The 19,150-nt window shown below is 60.3% G+C and carries 23 protein-coding genes and 1 pseudogene; all 24 read right to left on the bottom strand.

Annotated features, from left to right (window positions below; all coding sequences use genetic code 11):
- Positions 1-14 precede the first annotated feature (14 nt).
- Positions 15-587, bottom strand: a complete 573-nt coding sequence (locus LOY22_RS06120; protein WP_093386557.1) for a hypothetical protein — start codon at positions 585-587, stop codon at positions 15-17.
- A gap of 27 nt (positions 588-614) precedes the next feature.
- Positions 615-1,916 carry a colicin-like pore-forming protein gene (locus LOY22_RS06115; RefSeq protein ID WP_045193571.1) on the bottom strand — a complete coding sequence of 434 codons (1,302 nt, stop codon included), beginning with the start codon at positions 1,914-1,916 and terminating at the stop codon, positions 615-617.
- 43 nt (positions 1,917-1,959) lie between these two features.
- Positions 1,960-2,460, bottom strand: coding sequence for a lysis system i-spanin subunit Rz (locus LOY22_RS06110; RefSeq protein WP_093386562.1), 501 nt, complete (start codon positions 2,458-2,460; stop codon positions 1,960-1,962).
- The gene (locus tag LOY22_RS06105; RefSeq protein ID WP_045193573.1) at positions 2,457-3,002 is read right to left on the bottom strand and encodes a glycoside hydrolase family 19 protein; all 546 of its coding nucleotides are present in this window, start codon (positions 3,000-3,002) and stop codon (positions 2,457-2,459) included. Before LOY22_RS06105 ends, LOY22_RS06110 begins: the two co-directional genes overlap by 4 nt.
- 23 nt (positions 3,003-3,025) lie before the next feature.
- Positions 3,026-4,077 (bottom strand): annotated as a pseudogene (locus LOY22_RS06100) (phage late control D family protein).
- 68 nt (positions 4,078-4,145) lie between these two features.
- Entirely contained in the window at positions 4,146-4,352 is a 207-nt protein-coding gene (locus LOY22_RS06095; RefSeq protein ID WP_093386571.1) for a tail protein X, read from the bottom strand.
- Positions 4,327-5,172, bottom strand: a complete 846-nt coding sequence (locus LOY22_RS06090) for a phage tail protein (RefSeq protein WP_045193576.1) — start codon at positions 5,170-5,172, stop codon at positions 4,327-4,329. The genes LOY22_RS06095 and LOY22_RS06090 overlap by 26 nt, the downstream gene beginning before the upstream one ends.
- 9 nt (positions 5,173-5,181) lie before the next feature.
- Positions 5,182-7,752 (bottom strand): phage tail tape measure protein, encoded by a 2,571-nt coding sequence (locus LOY22_RS06085; RefSeq protein ID WP_258596838.1) that lies wholly within the window; start codon positions 7,750-7,752, stop codon positions 5,182-5,184.
- Positions 7,753-7,892: 140 nt separating this feature from the next.
- Positions 7,893-8,195, bottom strand: coding sequence for a phage tail assembly protein (locus LOY22_RS06080; RefSeq protein WP_045193580.1), 303 nt, complete (start codon positions 8,193-8,195; stop codon positions 7,893-7,895).
- Between the two features lie 9 nt (positions 8,196-8,204).
- On the bottom strand, positions 8,205-8,714 hold the full coding sequence (locus LOY22_RS06075) for a phage major tail tube protein (RefSeq protein ID WP_045193582.1): 510 nt from the start codon (positions 8,712-8,714) through the stop codon (positions 8,205-8,207).
- A gap of 12 nt (positions 8,715-8,726) precedes the next feature.
- Entirely contained in the window at positions 8,727-9,893 is a 1,167-nt protein-coding gene (locus LOY22_RS06070; RefSeq protein ID WP_258596836.1) for a phage tail sheath family protein, read from the bottom strand.
- Between the two features lie 89 nt (positions 9,894-9,982).
- A complete protein-coding gene (locus LOY22_RS06065; protein ID WP_258596834.1) occupies positions 9,983-10,411 on the bottom strand; it encodes a phage tail assembly chaperone in 429 nt (142 codons plus the stop codon).
- Positions 10,411-11,796 (bottom strand): phage tail protein, encoded by a 1,386-nt coding sequence (locus LOY22_RS06060; RefSeq protein WP_258596832.1) that lies wholly within the window; start codon positions 11,794-11,796, stop codon positions 10,411-10,413. The genes LOY22_RS06065 and LOY22_RS06060 overlap by 1 nt, the downstream gene beginning before the upstream one ends.
- Positions 11,793-12,398 carry a phage tail protein I gene (locus LOY22_RS06055; protein WP_258596830.1) on the bottom strand — a complete coding sequence of 202 codons (606 nt, stop codon included), beginning with the start codon at positions 12,396-12,398 and terminating at the stop codon, positions 11,793-11,795. Before LOY22_RS06055 ends, LOY22_RS06060 begins: the two co-directional genes overlap by 4 nt.
- 1 nt (position 12,399) lies before the next feature.
- On the bottom strand, positions 12,400-13,281 hold the full coding sequence (locus tag LOY22_RS06050; RefSeq protein ID WP_045193587.1) for a baseplate J/gp47 family protein: 882 nt from the start codon (positions 13,279-13,281) through the stop codon (positions 12,400-12,402).
- Positions 13,282-13,353: 72 nt separating this feature from the next.
- A complete protein-coding gene (locus LOY22_RS06045; protein WP_258596828.1) occupies positions 13,354-13,815 on the bottom strand; it encodes a hypothetical protein in 462 nt (153 codons plus the stop codon).
- A 120-nt stretch (positions 13,816-13,935) separates the two neighbouring features.
- On the bottom strand, positions 13,936-14,262 hold the full coding sequence (locus LOY22_RS06040) for a GPW/gp25 family protein (protein WP_093386612.1): 327 nt from the start codon (positions 14,260-14,262) through the stop codon (positions 13,936-13,938).
- A 47-nt stretch (positions 14,263-14,309) separates the two neighbouring features.
- Positions 14,310-14,870, bottom strand: a complete 561-nt coding sequence (locus LOY22_RS06035) for a phage baseplate assembly protein V (RefSeq protein ID WP_258596826.1) — start codon at positions 14,868-14,870, stop codon at positions 14,310-14,312.
- Entirely contained in the window at positions 14,867-15,385 is a 519-nt protein-coding gene (locus tag LOY22_RS06030) for a hypothetical protein (protein ID WP_258596824.1), read from the bottom strand. The genes LOY22_RS06035 and LOY22_RS06030 overlap by 4 nt, the downstream gene beginning before the upstream one ends.
- Before the next feature lie 129 nt (positions 15,386-15,514).
- On the bottom strand, positions 15,515-16,069 hold the full coding sequence (locus LOY22_RS06025; protein ID WP_258596822.1) for a hypothetical protein: 555 nt from the start codon (positions 16,067-16,069) through the stop codon (positions 15,515-15,517).
- Between the two features lie 55 nt (positions 16,070-16,124).
- On the bottom strand, positions 16,125-16,961 hold the full coding sequence (locus tag LOY22_RS06020) for a hypothetical protein (RefSeq protein WP_176794293.1): 837 nt from the start codon (positions 16,959-16,961) through the stop codon (positions 16,125-16,127).
- Between the two features lie 12 nt (positions 16,962-16,973).
- Entirely contained in the window at positions 16,974-17,552 is a 579-nt protein-coding gene (locus LOY22_RS06015) for a 2OG-Fe(II) oxygenase (protein ID WP_176794294.1), read from the bottom strand.
- A gap of 4 nt (positions 17,553-17,556) precedes the next feature.
- Complete coding sequence (locus tag LOY22_RS06010) at positions 17,557-17,910, bottom strand: phage holin family protein (protein WP_093386630.1); 354 nt, start codon at positions 17,908-17,910, stop codon at positions 17,557-17,559.
- 468 nt (positions 17,911-18,378) lie between these two features.
- A complete protein-coding gene (locus tag LOY22_RS06005) occupies positions 18,379-19,122 on the bottom strand; it encodes an XRE family transcriptional regulator (RefSeq protein WP_093386635.1) in 744 nt (247 codons plus the stop codon).
- Positions 19,123-19,150: the final 28 nt, after the last annotated feature.

The raw sequence follows: 19,150 nt of genomic DNA, 5'->3' as shown, positions 1-19,150 counted from the left end.
GCCAAGCTCCTTGTTCAGTGCAGTTGCTTGCGCCGCGCCAATACTTCACGGGGGAAGCGAAACAGCAGGTTGTAACTGAAAAATGTCATCACGTAGAACGCCAGCAGTGACAACATCGCGACAAACGGAAACAACACCACGCTCTGCCCGAAAAAGCGAAATTTGCGCGAGTGGGTGGCAAAATCGGTGTAGGTAAAATAGTTCTGGTAGACCAGAAAAGCATCCAGCAGCACACAGCCCAAAGCGATCAAGGCATATTTTGCGATTGAAACCCGGGGCGGGGCCTCGGGCTGCAGCCGCGATCGTCTCATGATGCAGACCGTGATCCACACGGAGAAAACCGGCGCAGCCACGGCAATGTAGTTGCCGATGGCCTTGGCCGTCAGCGGGAACAGCGACGACCAGCCCCCCACCCGGCCCAGCAGGCAACCGTCGAGAAAGCGTTCGAGCTCAAAGTAGCCCCCCTCCTGGGCCTGGGCAGGAACCTGCCAGGCGAGCAGGACGATCGGCAGCAGGCTGACAGCAATGAGCACGTAGGGAATATGCAGGTAAGCCCCCTGCTGCTCGCGTCCTTTCGCCACGTTCATCCTTTCACCCGCCCTCTGTTTTGCTCGTCAGGGTGCTACGGTATCGAGCACCAGCTGGTTGAACGACTCCATGGCCTGCGCATCGATGTAAGACGAAACCGCAGCCAGAATCACTCCGGTGGCAATGATACCTGCACCGGCGGCCAAACCGGGTGCCAGCACCAGTGCCAGGCCTGCCCCCAGCAGGGCACCGGCGCCAGCGCCCACCAGTGTGCCCACGGCGATGCTTTCAAGCTCGAGCAAAAACGGCTTCCATTCACCGCTGCTGAAGCCGCTCGCCGCCTTCTGCGCCAGGGTCGTCGCCTGGACCATCTTGCCGGTAACCCCAAAGGCTTTGCCCAGGCGCTGGAAGTTGTCGGCGTAGGTTGCCACATCCAGGGCGTTGAGGGCCTGGGCAATGGCAGCAGTGTCCTTCTGGTTCATTTTGAAGCCCGGGTTGCGCGTGAGCTTTTCAAACGCCTGCATGGCTTGGTCGTAACTTTTCACCGTCTTGCCAGAAATGCCTTCCTTCAGTTGTTCCGCAGCCTTGCCCATCTGTGTGCCGAAGCGGCTGGAGACCTCCTTGCCGACATCACTGGCAAAGGCCAACGCACTTTTGTAAGCCTCCTGCTCCGCCGCCTCGCGCGCTTGCGCCTGCAGCTTGTCGAGCTTTTCCTGCAGCATGGCATTGGCACTGAGGTCGACATGCAGGCTCAGACCTGCGCTGAGCACGTCCATTACCTGGTCGATGGCCGGCGGAATGTGGTCGTCGTCGAGGGTTTTCAGCTCGGCGACCATCCTGTCGATGTTGCGCTCGAGCAGCTCGCTGCCCGGCGAGGTGGACAGGCGCAGGCGGTTGAACTTGATCAGCTCATCGCGCTTGGCCATCATCGCCTTCACCACCCCGATGGAGCGTTCGAGTTTTTGCGCCTGGCTCAGGGCAGCGTCACTGCCAGCAGCGGCTTCAGCGGCTTTTTGCTCGGCGTCGAGCGTAGCCGGCAGGTTCCTCTCCTTGACCACGAAGCTGCCGCGAATCTCGTCGCGCACCTCGAGGATCTGATAGGGAAGAATGCCCCAGACCCCGACGCCAACATCGTAGTAGGCATCGATACTGGGCCAGCCATTCCCGGACAACACCGATTCGACGACGGTGGAGTTGAACACCATCGCGCCACTGAACGCCGGACCGCCGGTTCTGGTGACGCCATCGATCGATACCGACACCGAGCCGACCACCGAGCTGATGTTGCCACTGCCCCAGAAGCCGCCGAGCATCCCACCACTACCGGCACCGCTATCGCTGTTGCCGGGCGGGATCCCACGATCGACAACAATATTTTTTTCACCCATTACAAAGTCCTTTTCGTTAAAACGTAATTAAATAAATGTGCGCTCAGCGCACCAGCCCGCGCACGTACGCCTGGCACGCGCGCAAGGCGATCAGTCCGCGGTCACCGTCGTCGGTGATGGCGATAATTCGTTGCGCATGCGCCGGCTCAAGTCGGGCGCGTACGGGGTCATGATCCACGCTGCCGGTGCCGGGGGCGGCAGGCAGGCCGGCGCAACCGGAGGCGTCGCGCTCGACCAGGACCGACAGCCGCACATCAGCAGTAGCCAGGCGATCACGCAGGCGTGCCTGAGTCTGTTGAGCATCGAGTAGCTCCTGATAATGGTGTTGCTCGCTGACCGCCAGGCGCTGCGCCAGCCCCTGGCGTTGCAGGCGCTCGGCGACCAGTTGCGCGGCAGCGGATTCAGCCTGGGCTTGCCACTCGCGCTCGTGCTGCGCCGCTTGCTCCGCCAACTGCCGGCCCATGCGCCAACTCTGGACTTGCCAACTCAGCGCACAGGCCAGCAGCGTCAATAGCAGCCACGCCCCAAGCTGCAGGCGGCTCAACACAGCACCTCTCGGGCCCGCGCCCAGAGCCGCAGGCGATCTTCCAGGCCGTTGAGCCCGCCATTGATATGCCGGGTGATACGGTTGAACTCGCCGCGGTCAGCCAGCTGGTTGAGGCCGCGCGAGTGCCAGAACCAGGCCGCCGACTCGGCTGCCCATTGTGGCTGTTCGAGCAGTTGCGGTTGCTTGAGCAAACGCTCATCGCCAAACAGGGCCATGCTGCAGGCCCGGTAATTGTTGCGCCCGGTGACCTGGATCAGGCCGCGGCCGCAGTACAGCTGGCCGTCGCCATCGGCCTCGGGACTATTGCCCAGGCGCAGGGCCAGGGTGCCGGTGTCGTAGCGCGCCAGGTAACGGTCGTTGCCCAGCTCTTTGACGTAGCGCAACTGGCCGGACTCATGGCCGACCTGGGCGAGAAAAGCCGCCTGGCGCCGTGGGGTGTCGATGTCCCAGCGGGCCATGGCCAGGTTCAGTGCAGGTAGAAAAACGCCCGCATTCAGGCGGGCGTTGGGGAACACGGCAGCAAGTTGCTCCAGGGTCATATGGGGTTCCTCATCCTTGGGGTTCAAAGGGGCTGCAACTGGACCGTGCGCAGCCCTGGCCGGCTTTTGGCCTGCTTGCCCCTGGCCTTGGCTTTGCCTTTATTGCCGCCGTTGCAGTCGACCGACGTCGCCCAGCCACTGGAGCTGAAGGTGTGTTCGACCGACTCGATCAGGTACTCACCATCCAGCCCGTCCTTGAAACCCTGGGTGAGGATCAGGCGCTCGGCAAACAGGTCGGTGCGCCCGGCCATTTCCAGGCGCACACTGGCAGTGCTGCGGTTGAACGCTGCCAGGCGTGCCTTGGCAGCCTGCTCGGCAGCAGCCTTGTTGGGGTAAACATGACGGTCGCTGTGCACCGGCTGCAGCCCAGCGGGCGAGGCATCGTTAGCCAGCTCGACAGTCTTCAGCTCGCCGCTTTTGGGATCCTGGTGACGGGTTTGCACAGCCTTGTGCGTGCCCTTGTCCGCTAGGCGAATCTGCCAGCGACTGACATCGCGACGGTTGATGGTCACCACGCCCAGGGCCTGCCCGCTGGCGCTGTGCCCGGCCTGACGCGACAGCACCAGCAACTTGCCGTCGCCGATCTTGGCCGTGCAGTCGTATTGCCTGGCCAGGCGGGTGATGAAGTTGAAATCCGATTCGTTGAGCTGGTCAACCCTGGGCAGCCGCGTGCTCACCGGGCAAACCGGCTGCCAGCCATTGCGCGCGGCAATGTCACGCACGATCTGCTGCAGCGGCACGTCCTCCCAGCTACCGCTGCGAATGCTTTTGCCGGTACCGCGCATGTCGCTGGCCTTGCCGCGGATGACGATGCTGTCTGGGGGGCCGGACAGCTCGATTTCATCCACGGTGTAGCGCCCCAGGCGCGTCAGTACCTGGCCGGCATAACCCAGGTGCACCTCGATCATCGCCCCCGTGCCGGCAACGTCACCGCACCATCGCGGTCGTCGATGCGCAGCTCAAACTCGTCGGATTCCATTCCGGGCTTGTCCGAGGTCCGCAAGGACAGCAAGCGGTCGTTGATCAGTTCGGTGATGTCCTTGCCATCGGCAACAAGACGAAACACTGGCTGCATGGTTCAGGCTCCAGAAATGAATGACCCCGCACGCGGCGGGGTCTGGTGAGAACGGTTGTCGACGAGCGTCAATCCCACAGCTGCACCGTAGCGTCGCTCGCCGCGGGTAACGCCGGCAGCAGGATCTGTACCCCGGCACGAAATGGCTGGGGCTGCTCGGCCAGGCCCTGGTTGGCGCCCAGCACGGCCTCGACTGTGCCGTTCAGGTGGCCATAGTAGTGCTGGCACAAGGTGTCGAGCACATCGCCTTCAGCGGTTCTGCAGGTCGTCGCCATAGCTCACAAACTCCAGTGAGAAACCTTGTTTTCGCGGAATGCCGCCAGCAAGCAGATTGCTCTGGTCTTCATCGACGCCGGTCAGGCACCAGGTGCCCAGGACCTCGCCGTAACCGCTGGTGAGGGTTAGCGGCTGCAATTGCCGGCCGATACTGCGCAGCGCCTGCAACTGGCCAAGCCCGCCCTTGAAGCCTGGGAAGATCGCCCCTTTGATGCTGATTTTCTCGTCACCCAGGCCCACTGCCTGCTGGGCGGTGCTGCGCGTCAGACGCTCCTGCCCGGCCCAACGGAAGCTCGTCTGCCTGCGCAGTTCATCGAACGCGGCGGTGTCGAGGTTGAAGTAGTAAGCGGGTGATTCGGGCTTGAGTGGTTGCACAATCAGCAAATGCGGGAACGGCTTGACCGCCTCTGCCGCCGGCGTCGCTTCGGGGGCGAAGCTGCTGGTCGGCAGGATATTGGCAAGTGACGGGCTGATCTTGCCCGCCACCCGGTTGATCGCGGCGCTGACCCGGCCAATCTGGGTCTTCACCGTGGCGACGCCGTCACGCACCTGCGCCACCACCGCCACGGCCCGGTCGTATTTTGCCAGCGCCTGGTCGACAGTGGCCTGGGCCTTGTTGATCGCGCGCAAGCTGCGCTGCAGCTTGGCACCAATGGCGGGCCCGACAAAGGGCAGCGCCTCGAGCTCGGCGGCGGCACCGACGAACTCGGCGGCGGCCTCCTTGACCGGCGCCAGCATTCCGTCCGCGCTGCGCCGCCCTGCTTCGCCCGCTGCCACCAAAGCACCTAGCCCGGATTGCAACTGGTCCATGTAGGTCATGGCACCTCCTTAAGCAACATGAGGAACGTCGTACAGCTGACGACTGGTGGATTGACGGATCAGTTCATCAAACTGCCGCCGGACAATGGCCTCGACGTTCATGGCGAGCTGGGCGGGATCGCTCAATCCGCCCTGGACGGTGATCGGCATGTTCGGCGAGAAGGTGAACTGCTGATTGATCTGCGGTGCCGGCGCCGGAATCTGCACAGTAGAACTGGCGAGGCTGGGCAGTGTTTGTGCTGCAGATGACGGCTCCGCCAGCGAACGCACGACCTCACCCGGTACAGTGACAGCCGATGCCTCTTTGGTATCGCTCCCAGCTACCTGAACAGGCTTTTCGCCGGCGCCGAACAGGCGCTTGCCCAGCCAGCCACCGAGGTCTTCGCCGCCCATACCTCCGAGCATTGCGCCAATTGCCCCACCCACGGCAGTCCCCAGTACAGGTACCACCGAGCCCAGGGCTGCACCCGCAGCGGCGCCGGCCAGTGCACCGCCAAAGCCGCCGGCAGCGCTGCCATAACCCCTGGCCTTCTGTGCGGTCGTGCGCGCATTGCGATACGTGTCAACAATCCTCAAGCCAGCGTCGATAACAGACCCGCCCGGCAAGCGCCTGGCCAGGGGAGCGGCCTTGCTCACCGCCCCGAACATGCTCGCAGTACCGCCCCGAGAAGTGAAACCCTTGAGGGGTATCGGCGCGGGTGGCCCCGAATACCCTGCAAGGCTGACCCTGTTTCCGGTCCTCCTCCCAGATCGTTTCTGGTCACGCGGCGCACGGTGACCGCGACGGCCTCCCTGCCCTCCTGAACCACCGAGAAAGTCACCGGCATTGACCACGAACACGTTCAGCGGCTCGTTGACAACCAAAACGCCTTGGGCATTGTTCGGCGTCTCTACGCCCAGCACCTTGAGACCGATCTTCATCAATCCCGATGCCTTGCCTTGGCCACCCTCGAGCGGACGGCCTCCTGCCCCACCTGCGTTGAGTACACCACGACCGATGTTCAGCGCGCCCCGGCCAATCTTGACCGCGCTCAACGCCGTGAGCAGCACCGACACGGCACCACCGACAAGGGCGATACCCAGCACCAGCGATTGCGACTTGTCTGTCAGCGTGGTGAAGGCCTGGGCAACGGAAGTGATGACCTTGGCCGTCGTATCGGTGAGCGGCCGGATGGCATCGCCGATGCTGCGCAGCGAATCATCGAGTGCGCCGAATGCTTCGTTCCAGATCACCGTCGAGGTTTGCCGACGCATTTGCAGATCATGGTCAAGCCCTTCGCCTTCCTTGGGCTTGGCATCACGTATCTGCTTGTACAATGCCTGGTTCTGGGTAAAGGCCATCAACGCAGCACTGGTTTGTGCATCGGTAAAGGAATCGCCGGTACGCAAACTTTGCTCCAGGGCGTTGAGCAGGGTCCTGGCAGCCTGCGGATCAGCCTCCTTGCTGATCTGTTCAGTGGCCGCAGCCATCTTTCTGGCCTTTTCCGGGTTGGTCCTTTCGAGGTACCGCCGGGCCAGGTCAAAGCTCGACTCCAGCGCCGACATGCCCTTCTGCAGCCTGGTGTTCATCGCTCCCTGATAATCAATGCCGGCGTCGGCGTAGGCCGATACCGTGTCCTGGGAGTAGATGCCTGACATCCAGCTATTGAGATTTCCTGCAGCGTCATCCGAATTACCGGTCGCGCTGCGTTGAACCTGCAACATCGCCCCCACCTGGCTGACGGCAGCCAGACCGGTACTCCCCAAGGTGCCCATTTGCCCCAGCAAAGGTGCAAAGGACTTGGCCATGTCGGCGACTTCAAAGCCGCCGGCCTTGCTTTGCACCGCAAGGACCTGCAGCGCCTGCTCCATAATCTTGGGGTCGGTGATCCGAGCGTTGTTTTGCAATGCAGTGATAATCGCTGCAGTATCCGCGCCACTCACGCCCTGACCGACAGCGAACTTGGCCGCAAGCGGTGCATAGGCCTGCGCCTTGTCCGCTTGCATGCCATTGTCCACCAGGCTTTTGACCAGGTTGGCAACGTCGTTGCGGGCCATGCCGGTGGTTTGCGAAGTCTGGATGAAAGTGCGGGCCAGCTGCGCTTCCTGCGGTTTGCCAGCCACCCCGGCCTTGATCGCGATATCGCGCACGATCGATTGAAAATCCGCGCTGATCTTGGTCGGTATCGCCACCGCGCGAACGACAGTGGTGGCGCGGTCAACATTTGACTTCAGGCTTTCCTTGCCCTCGGCCAATTGTTGGTGCCCCCTGGCTTGCAACTCGGCGCTCCTGGCAGTGCGCCCCAGCCGCTGGTACTCCTTGCCCAGTTTGCCGACCTGTACGCCCTGGGCCCGCAAACTGTCGAGGTTTCGCTCCAGCTTGCGCCGCAACTCTGCAGCTGACGCCGAACCGCTGTCGCGGGCCTGCTTCCATTGCTGACGCAGCTTTATGGCCTCGCCAATAGCGCCCTTGAGCAGCGAGGCGTTGCGGCCGCGTTGCTCAAGGTCTTTGATACGGTCTTCGACCGCGTTTAAAACGGTACCTACCGTCGGGTTGACGGCGGCACCTATTACCAGCTCAAACGCCAGTTTGCTCGCCATCTGATCCCCCTTTGCATGGGCTATCTGCTCAATCCGTGAGCCACCAGACCATGTCGTTGAACGACATGGTCATGATTTCGCCGGCGCTAAAATTCAGCTCTTTGGCGAGCCGTTTTGCCGCCGCTTTCTGCAGCCCGGGATCAAAGCTCGTCGTCTTGCACCAGACGAAAATAGCCCGCCTGCAGGCGGCCATAGTCCTTGAGCGACAGGCCCTCGAGGTCCTTGACCCCGACCTCGGCCAGCGAGGCAAAGAGGTTCAGCTCACGCTGCTCGTCATCGCCACTGGCCGCCGACTGGGCGGTGCGGATGTCGCGCACGGTCGGTGCACGCAGTGACAGGCTGTCGACCTGCATGCCATTGGCCTCACTGGCTTTGCTCAGTTGAACGACGACGCGTTCGGCACTGACATTCAGCCAGCTCGGCATTTTCGCGGTTTGAGTCATGTCGCCTCCTTACAGGCCCAGGGCCGAACGTTGGGCGGCGAGCTGGTCGACGCCGTTGATGACGCGCTTCATGCCCAGCGGATCGATTTCGTAGACCAGGCGGCCGTCGACTTCGAGCTTGTAGTAGGTCACGGCCACGTTGTGCTTGATCTCGGCCTTGTCGCCCGGCTTCCAGTCGCCCATGTCGACTTCTTTGAGCGCGCCGCGCAGGGTGACGATGACCGGAGTGACCTTGCCCTTGAGGCCCTTGAAGGCACCACGGAAAGTGCCGTTGAAGGCCGAGCCGTCGGCCAGGCCGAAGAACTTCAGCGACTCACGGCGCACGCCGGTGGTGACGAAGCCTGCCTCCTGTTTTTCCATGCCCTGGTCGATTTCGATCGCCATGTCCATGCCGCCGGCACGGTGCTCCTCCATCTTCAGGGTGAGCTTGGGCAGGGTCAGGCTGGGGACGTCGCCTTGAAAGCTGACGCCATCGACGAACAGGTTCAGGTTTGCCAGGGTTTCGGGAATCATTGCCATGGTTATTGCTCCTTAAACGGCTTGGTCGAGGACTTCGGTCAACCACTGGTTGGTGACCTCGACACGGAAATTCGGGTTCTCGGCGGGCGGCACATCGGTGAAACGGATGTTCCAGTAGACCTTGCCCTGCTCCAGCTGGCTGGCAGTGTTCAGCTCGGGATCGGCGAACACTTCGAAATTGATGATTGCGCCCTGGGCTTTCAGATCACGCATGAACGCCTGCAGGCCTTCGGTCACGTCCTTGACGTAGGTCGCGGTGATCGAGCGATCGACCGCCCACTTGTGGCCATAGAGGATCGCGTCCATGACGATGTCCATGGTCCGCACGCGGGTGACGAAGGCCCACTTCGGGTCGCTGCTCAGGGTACGGTTGCCCCACAGACGGAAGCCGTCATCGCGGATCACGGTGGTGATGTTGGCGTTGTTGAGCAGGTTGGCGCGGCAGGTGGCGTCGCCATCCAGGTACTCGATCGAGCGGCTGGTGCCGGTGATGCCGACGAACTCCTTGTTCGATGGCGAGGCCCAGAAGCCATACTCGCTGTCGGTCCAGGCAAACAGGCCAGCAACCCAGGCCGACGCTGGCGCATCGAGGGTGGCGCTTTTGCCGGTGTCCCAGTACTGCACGCCCGGGTCGACCAGGTAGGCACGCTTGGCGCCGAAGTTCTCGGCGTAGGCGATGGCTGCCTCGTCGGTGGTGTTCGGGCCATCGATAATGGCCAGGCCGCGCAGCTTGTCGGCCAGGGCCACCAGCGCGGTACCCACTGCCAGGGTCGAGCTGTGCTTTGGCGTCACCAGCAGGCGGGGCTGGGTGTTGAACCGGCTCTTGCCGTCCAGCAGTGCTTGCAGGCCGGTGCGTTTGCCGTCAGCCAGCACGCCGCCGATGATCGCCGAAGTCTGCGCAGCCTCTTCTTCGAGCTTGGCCACACCGCAGGCGACGATCACCGCCTTGGCGCGGCTGTAGATCGCCTGGCAGGCGCGGGTGATAGCCGAGTCGGCGCCGAAGGCGGCAATGGCTTCACGCTCGCTGGTGATCAGTACCAGGTCGTTGGCCTTGGCGGTTGCAGTCGGGCCTTCGGTGAAGGTATCGACCAGGCCGATGATCGAGGAAGAAGGCAGCGCGATGGAACGTGCGCCGGTGTCGACGTTGGTTACGGTAACGCCGTGGAAGAATCCACTCATGGGTAAGTCTCCAGAAATGCGAAGGCCCGCGGTGCGGGGCCTTCAGAGGGTTTGTTGCGGGTAGGAAAAAGCCCCGGCGGTGCGGGGCTTTATTGGGTTTGGGTGGTAAGCCAGATAGGGGCGCTGGGACGTTTGGATGATTCGGGGAAATTGCTGGTTTGCGGCCAATCGCGCAGCTTCTGGCGGTAGGCAAGCACTTCGCCGTACTGTTCACTGGTGAGCGTCGTGGATCGCCCTATACCTTGCTCATCACGGTGACGAGTCGTCAGCCATTCAGTTGCCTGCAGCTCAACATCACGCCAAGCCCGTTCTACTTTTGCGTAGTCCGTTACCACCTCGGGAAGCGGCTCTTTCTCAATAGAGCCGTTAGCCCTAAGTCGCCAGATACAATCCTGCTCGTTGACAAGGCGGAACCACAGTTCATCCGCCACCTTTACCGCATGCGCAGGGATATCGTGCACGCCCTCAATGAGGCGGTACTGCAGCGAGCCATCTTCATTAAACGTTGCGTACTTCATTAGCACCCCACTGAAAAGATCCAGCTACCAGCAAACGACCCGGCACTGGACCGGATCATAAACTGCGACTTGTTGATAATTGCCGCAGCGTGGTAGTTGAGCACTCCACTACCTGGCGTGTAGCCACAGGTGGCAAACACAGCGAGCGGCCCATTGGGATAGGGGATGACGAAGTTATGGATTGTGTCGACCCCGTTGCCAATTGGACCTGACTGCCATTGCAGAATGAGTCCACCTAGCCAAGTGGGAAAAACGACATAACCAACTCCAGACGGGTAAAAATGGAACCCAAGACGCATCTTTTTGGGCGTCACCGCCACATCATCACCCGTACCCGTATCGACTTGGCCCTGTGTGCCAATCTTCAGCCATCCTGGTACAGTTTCGGTTGCCTGCCTCACAACCTTTGCGATGGCCTGAAATACTCGAAGGGCAGTCATGGGTTTGGCAGTATCGGCACCAGCTTCGGCCTCGGCCTGGTTGGCTACATTTATCCCGTAGCCGGCTAAATCTGTGGCCTTATCGGCCTTGGAAGCAGGATCAAAATTTCCTGAGTGCCAGAGATTTCGCCACGTTCCAAAACCTTCAGGATCCTTGCGCCGGAATGCTAGTAAGTCAGTACCTAAGTTATATGCTAGCGTGAAGCTATATTCGTCATATTTATGATGAAAGGCTGCCGAACCCGAGAAATTCGGGGGACTATTTGAGGTAGCACCCCGTCCAAGATGGTAAAGACCCGTATTTGTAATATCGTTGTAATCAGCACAAAAAATAGAACTGGAAAAACTGTCAGTGATCCCATACCCAGCCAATGTCGTAGGATTGAAACCCTGTTGCACGACGCCACGAGCGTTAATTCTGACTTTCGAATACGTACCTGCAACTTTATCTAAAGGTAATACATTCAATATCGCCGAATCAACATACTCTCGGGTCGCCAATACAACTGCTGGATCTATCTTGAGCTGCACATTAGCCGTACTGGTCACGATGATGTTGAGCCGTACCACCTGAGTCTTGCCGGTTCCTTGACTGAGCAATGGCTTAAAGCTTGGTGCACAGTTGGCCACCGCAACCAGGTCACCATCGGCGTCATACAGGCCGATTTCCCGAATCCACCAGCCACCCACATCCGGCGGTATCACTTGCTCGGCGATGATGATACTGGCGTTGTCCGGGTCAACTTTGACCTGGTTGAGCGGCGCCCTTCGGCGTTCGTTGATGAGTTTTTTCTGATCCCTCGACGGGATCGGGTCGGTCAGGTTGGCATCGCCAACCCCCATTTGTGCAAAGCTCCACGGCACGCCCAAGGCGTTAGCATTGGCCTGTTTGGCCTCGCCCACCGCCGTGAGGATGGCGAAGAACTGGCTTGTCTGGTCAGTCATGAGTACACGTCCAGGGTTTCAATTTGCTGTTCACGGCCCACAAGGCCATAGCTGCCGCTGACTTCAATGTCGTGAGAGGTCGGCGGATAAATGTCGATTTCATCGCCTTCAGAAAGGCTTATTCCCAGGCGCAGATAGCCACTGCTGGCGAGCGTGATCGCCAGCCCCGTCAGGTGGCGACTGACCGGCTTGGCGTCATCGATCAGGCGGGTCAGCTCCAGGTACATTTGTTCGGAGATTCCGTTCTCCAGTACCCCGACCTGCAGCGCAAAAGTGCCCGGCACACCTTGCGGTACCGTCTGCCACCACTCCTGCACTTCGATCAGGTAACCCAGCGGCTCCACTACCCGGCGCAGCGCACCAATGGTGCCTTTATGGGCATGCACGTAGAACGCCGAGCGGATCACCGAGCGCTTGATTGCCTCCGGCCAGGTTTCATCCCAGCGGTCCACCGACCAGGCCCAAGCCAGCTGATGCAGCAGGTGCGCCGGGCAGGTGTCGGGGTTGTACAGCGTGCGCAGGGGGACGTCGGTGGTTTCAAACCCGGCAGCCTCGATGGCCTGTTCGAGATCGGTGCTGTTGAGCGGCAGCAGACTGTCCATGTCAGCTCCCCCGCGTCACGGTGATCCCTTCGCACCAGGCCGCTTGCGCCTGGGTCGGGCGGATGTCGGTCCAGTCGTTCAGGTCGACCCGGCTGACGCCGTTGATGTGCAACTGGGCGTCCACGCCCGAGCGGGCCACTTCGACACCCAGACGCCGGCGCGGGTTGATCCAGGCTTGCAGGCGGCGTTTGCACTCGGCAAGCGTTGCTTCGATCTCCGGGCCGTTGCCGCTCATGTGCACCACGGCATCGATGCGGTAACGCAGAATTTGTGCGCCCTGAACCGTCAGGCGGTCACCCACCGGGCGCACGTCATCGTCATTGAGCTTGAGCCGCACGGTGTCCAACAGCGCAGCCGGGGCACTGCCATCGCCTTCGAGCGCCAGCACCGTCACCACCACCTGGGCCGGCAACGGGCTTTGGGCAGTGGCATCGACCACCAGCCCGGAAGCGTTGCGGGCATGCAGGATGTAACTGTTGCGCGGGCCCGCAGTGGTCAGCCCCTCATAGACCAGCTGCACCCGCTCGCGCAGGGCGTCGTCTTCTTCAAGCACTTGCGGCGTTGGCGGCACGCTGCTGGCGTCGGGTGCCTGCACCACCAGGCGCTGCAGCTGTACATTGGCCGCCAGTTGATCAAGGTCGGCGCCCTGCGCATAGGCCAGCATCAGCGCCTTGGCGGCATCGTTGACCCGTGCGCGGTTGAGCAGCTTGCGATAGGCGCCGACTTCCAGCAGTTTGTTCACCGGGTCGCTTTCGACTGTAGCGTCCCAGTTGTCGCCCATGTGCAACCGGAAGGTCGCCAGGTCAGCCTGGAACAGCGCCTCGAAATCGAGGTCTTCCAGAACCTGCGGCGCGGGCAGCGCCGAAAGATCCACACTACTCATGCCGTCACCTCCGGCGTGCTGCAGAAACGAAAACGCCCCGAAGTTCGGGGCGCTCAGGAAAACTGCAGGCGGTCAGTCTATTGTGACGCCAACAATACTCGCGCGAATGGCGTCAATTGCAGTGTCGGCGAGAACTTCTGCCATTGCATGACTGGTCGCTTTAGGAATTTCGTGCCGGCTTTTCAAACGGGCGGTACGAATGGTATGAATCACCGTCTCCAACGCTTGTACATTAGTCAGGATAGCCTCTGTGGCGACTTGCGCAGATACCTCGGCAGCCTCGGCCAATGCCTTTACAGACAGCGGAGTTTCCCCTTCAAAGTTAGCCGCCACGAAAGCCTTTGCCTCGCGTTCAGCAAGTTGAAACTCGAGCATACGCAACGGGTTTCCGACAAGTATCGAGCGTGAAAGATCTGCGGTCTGCTCAACCTGGTCTTGTGCCGCAATCAAAGCAGCACCAAGCGGCAGGCTCTCGTAGCTGTAGCCAACATAGTTCGTGCCGTTATAGCTGACGGTCAAAAATTCTTTTTGCATAGTATTCTCACAGAGTTAAATAGTTAGTAGTTAGCGTTGCCAAGGGCCCAAGCCCAATTTTCAGTACAATGTTTGAAGAACTCGATCAGACTTTGCTGATATGCCGAAAACTCACGCAAATCATGCGACCACCTCCAGGCTGGTCGGTTGCGCCAGGTAGACCCCGGTCAACTGCAGCGTGATCTGCCCGCCCACCACCGCCGTGACCCTGACCCGTTCAAGCTTCAGGCGTGGCTCCCAACGGCCTAGTGCGCGAGCCACCTCCGCCTGCACTGCGCTCTTCCAGCCTTCGTTGACCGGCAAATCGACGAAGCGGCGTAGCTTGCTGCCGTACTCCGGGCGCATGCGCCGGCTGCCCAGTGGCGTGGTGAGGATGTCTTCGATGGACTGGCGTAAATGTGCAATGCCGGACAACGGTTGGCCGCTCCGGCGATCCATGCCGATCATTGATGTTCTCCAGACGTAAAAAAGCCCGCAGTGGGCGGGCTGGTTTTTTAGTGTTTGTGATTGGCGGTGTTGCCGCCGGTGTCGATGATCTTGCCACCGCCGAGGATGTCGCCGGTTACCCGCAGGGGTCCGTTGATCTGCACCTCGCCGGTCAGGGTGATGCTCGCGGCATTGCCGGTGATGGCCTGGTCGGTGACCACAGCCGAGCTGCCGCCGACCTTGATGCTGACGGTACCGCTGGGCAGTTCGATGCTGTAGCTGCGGGCCTGCCAGTCATAGACCAGTGAGCCACCATCGTCGAAACGCCAGACCTCGACATGCTCGCGGTTGTCCGCTGGTGCCCCGGCGTTGCCATACAGGCCAGGCACGAACGTACCTTGCGCCGGCTCGCCGCTCGGGCTGATCAGTACTCCTTGCTCGTTAAGGCTTGGCGCACGCCAGTGGCGGGCCTTGCCGGCGGCCTGGCTGTGCCAGCGCAACCAGGCGCTGGTCCAGCCAGCGCCGTCGGACACCCGAACCCGGGCAGCGGCAAGGTCAACGGCGACCACCCGGCAAGGAATCACCAGGCCGGCGAGCATGCGGTCATGCATGGCGCTGGCATAGCTCATTGCAGGTCCTCCGGCGACTGGTAGCCGCCCTCGAAGCCCGGCCCGGTGTCGGGGCTGAAGGCAAACGCCAGCGGGCCCGGTTCAACGGGCCATGGCCATTGCTCGGCGCCCAGGTACAGGGCCTGCTCCCATTGCACTCGCCAACTGATTGATGAATTGGAGCCCGCTGCCGGTTGGAGCACTGAAGCCTGGACATTTTTGGCGGCTTCGACAAAGTCCACCTGCCAGAACTGCTGGCGCAACAAAATGGTCAATTGCGTTGCCAAGGCAGTCACCAACAGCGGTGCCGACGCAGCACTGGATTCAACCAGTATGTGTGCTTCGAAACTTGCCTGGATGCAACAGCGACCGTCACCTGGATCTGCTGCGGGCTTAAAGCTGGTTATCGCGTGATACAGCGCAGGAAGCGCCGTGTTCTGGTCCGCTACGGTATAGGCTGCAACGGTTTCAAGTTGAGGCATAGCGACCTTGATAGTCGCGGTAATCGCCTCGTGCAACGTTGTTAGTTCGTTCACCTGCGCTCCTCGACAACAATATCGTCGGGCACACGAAATCCGTGCGCCATCGCTCGGTCGGTTTGAGGGAGTTGTGCCTTGATCTGCGGCACGAGGCACCTGTTGAAAGCAGGTGCATTGGATAAGGGACTAGTGGGTAGTCGCGTGATCCGACGGGGTTCTCAAGTGTCGCCACCAGGTCACCCCAGCCGCCAGCAGACTCAACACAGCCATCAGCACAGAAACTACCAGCCCGCGTTGCGCGCGCTCATCGCTAACCAAGACAACCTGCTTGAGCAGGCCGTCATCAAACAGCAACTGACCATCGAGCGAGTGCATTTCACGAACAATCACGTCCTTGGGCATGCGCTCGACCAGCAACGATACATTCGCCTTTTCAGACAGTTGCGAGGATTGCAAAACATCTTTAGGCACATACACAGTTCGCCGCTGGTCTTCGCGTTCACCCGGCAGTCTGAACCTTACCCCCATGCGCATCAGCGATTGATCATAGCTCCACGCCTCGGACCACCCCGTCAGCCGGCCTTCGATGCCATGCATTTGGAGAGGATTTGGCTTGGTATAGCCCTGAATGCTGCGCATGGATAAAACTGCAAACAACGACGTGACGACTACCAGCACGCAGTAAATCTTGATCTGTGACTTGGGTGGCAACGATCTGATCTGAGAGAACACCGAAGGCATGCGATTCCTTTGCGAACAATGGGCCGTTTTGGGGGCAACACTAGCACACCACAAGTCAGTAGTAGCCGTCCTGGCTACCCGAACAACAACCGTAGTTATCCTGGGTCGACACACCGTTTATGGACTCGATGGAGATATCGATCGTGCCAATCGGATAATCTGGTATCGGAATAGTCACAGGAGGCGATACAGCGCCACCTCCATAAATAATACCTCCTCCGTGGCCGGCACCCGCTGTCTCAGCATCATCGCGCAAAACACTGGAGATTGTTACGGCATTGGTGGCGGGGTCCCAATGGCTTACCGCAATACGATTACCATGCAGGGCAATAATGTCTGCGAGCGACACCAACGTCAGGTTAGGTGCAATCCAGCGCTCCGGATAAAGCGCATCTGGGGTGGCTTTGAAGTACTGGTTCCAGATTGGCAGAACCGTGGAGTTGAACAGGTTGTTCAGTGTATTCGAAGACGCAATTCCGTACACGGTTGCCACTACGCCCACTGCCGCGAATACGCCCGCTGCTGCAGGCCCCGCCACCAGCAAGGTAAAGCCTGCTGCGACGCCCGCAACATTACCGACAAGGCTTACGACATCACCTGTGTCAAAGGTCTGATTGTCTTTGTACTGCGCAGTAATCTTGAGGAACACCATCGTCCCGGCAAGTGCATTGGTTGAAAGGTTGACGAACGGCACCAGGCCTTTTGTCAGTTGCACAATGGATGTTACCGCAGCAACCGCAGCGACACCGGTCTGGGCGTTCTGGTTGACCAGGGCAAAGCCGCTTTTATCGGTGTTGTATTGATCGATCAGCGACGTGGTGGCGTTTACGCCTGCGACGCCTCTATCCGCCTTGTCGACCAGGCCGACGATGATTTCAACTTTTCCTGTCATTATTGTTACTCCTTACACGATTGTCTTGAACGCCAATGTCATCCGTAAGCGATCACAATTGACCGAAGGCGATCTTGCGCTGTGGGGCACATGGCCGTTGAAAATGACAATCCTTCCAGGCTTGGGTAAGACTGCCTTGATGACGTTTTCCTTCTGGTGGTCGTAGAACACCAACTCGCCCCCCCAGGACGTCGCCCAATGCTCGTTGCAGAACATCACTACGGTCAGGCCCTTTTCACTGGCCTTGTTGTCGCGATGGATCGGTGAGTCCTGACCAAAGGTCTGGCCATTGGCATACACACCAAGCAGTGTGGCTTCTGGCATATGTGCGTGTTTCACCTTCTTCCAGAATGCCGAAAGAAAGCCCCATTGCGGATGACTGGCCAGCTCATGTTCCGAGTCATGCCGCTCGACCCGCTGTCGGCCTGCAATAAAGGCATGCCAGCATGGCCGGGCGAACGGCGCATCGTTGATTGGCCAGCCGTATCGCCAGATCGCGCTATTTAGCTGGTTGCTGATCTGGCGCTGCTCATCAATCGTTACAGCGTCGTCAATGACGCAGATGTCCGCAGCAGTAAAAACCTGCTTCATCACCTCACTCCTTGTTGCCAGGGCTATCCATGTTCGGCGATTGCGCCTCAACCCCCAGACGCTTAGCAGCCCAGCGTTCATAAAGCCCGATGGCGACATCGGCGCCGGCCATGGCGGTAAGGCAACCAAAAGCGCTGGCGCTCCAGATCGACATGCCGCTGGCGTACAGCAGCATTACGGTGGACACACCGCAGACCATGCAGGCCCCCGAGCGCAATAAAAGGCGCCGAAAAAGCGCCCAGCCCCGGGCGCCGGCCTTGTCCGCGCGCCACATCTCTCCGGAAAGGCCGCCCAGCAAGGCCAGGACGATCACCAGCCAGATCGGCATTTCCAGTAACGTCTGTTGCTCGCTTGTCACTGTCCTATCTCCTTGGTAATTCCGCTCGGCAGCTTGCCGGCGGCGTTTGTTGTAGAACCGATCGCTCGGCATTCCAAAAAGCCCGGCCTCCCCAGGCTTTTCAGTAATGCGTTGTCGAACCGCCCGCCACGACTGGTGCCCTGGGCGACTCCGCTTCAAATTGTTCCTCCGGCCGCGGCCACCTGCCCGCCGGATAACTGCTTGTGGTGCTTTACGCTGCACACCCGGGCCAGTTGCCAACCCTCTGAACAGTTCAGGCCTGTTCATCGCTGCCTTTGTCACTACCGGTGTCGACCGGCTTGAGACAAAGGTTATGCATTGATGCATACGCAGTCAATGCATTTGTGGAAATATTTATGCACGAGAAAATGCACCTGCGCATGTAGGCCTTGCCCTACCTGGGCTGGACCACTTTTCTGCAGGCGAAAAAAAACCCGCCGAAGCGGGTTTTCTGAGGATGCGGACTACTCAGCGGGCGTACATGCCCCACCAGAACACATGCCCAAGGATGCTGATCTGCTCTTCCTGCATCTGCTGGAAGCTGTAGTCTTCATCCGGGTGTTCGTCGCGGTTGAAGCTGCGCAGGCGAATACCGGTAGGCAGGCGGTAGAGCTGCTTGACCCGCAGCTGGCCGTTGTGATTGATGGCATACAGGTCGCCGTCGACGATGTCACCGATGCCGCTTTTACCGGCGTTGACGCCCACCGTGGCGCCGTCACGCAGTACCGGCAACATGCTGTTGCCGCGTACCGTCACGCACTTGGCCTGGTCAAACTGCACACCGTTGTGGCGCAGGCTGCGCTTGCCAAAGCGCAGGCTGGCCTTCTCGCTTTCTTCGATGACGAATCTTCCTGATCCTGCTGCCAATTCGACCTCGCGAAGAAATGGAATGGACACCTCGTCGTCCTCGACGGGGGTGTCGTCATCCCACAGGCTGATGTCGTTCAACTCAGCGTGGCTGCGCCCAGGCACGGCTTCGCGGCTTTCACCGAGCTCGACGCGGCCGCGCAACTGGTCGGTGCTCACGCCGAAGTACTCGGCGATCTTCGACACGTGTTTGTCAGAGGGATCGACGATCTTCTCGCTGAGAATGCGCGACAGGGTGGATTGCGGCACGCCGGTACGACGGTGCAGCTCCGTGGGGGAGAGACCGTGACGATCGAGCAGTGCTCTGAGGACGGATGCTACGTTGCGTTTTTGCATAAAATGCATAATGCCGCGACCTTCATTAGAACGCAAA

It is taken from the genome of Pseudomonas sp. B21-035 (assembly GCF_024748945.1).
Lineage (GTDB): Bacteria > Pseudomonadota > Gammaproteobacteria > Pseudomonadales > Pseudomonadaceae > Aquipseudomonas.
This window is presented reverse-complemented; position numbering and strand designations above follow the sequence as displayed.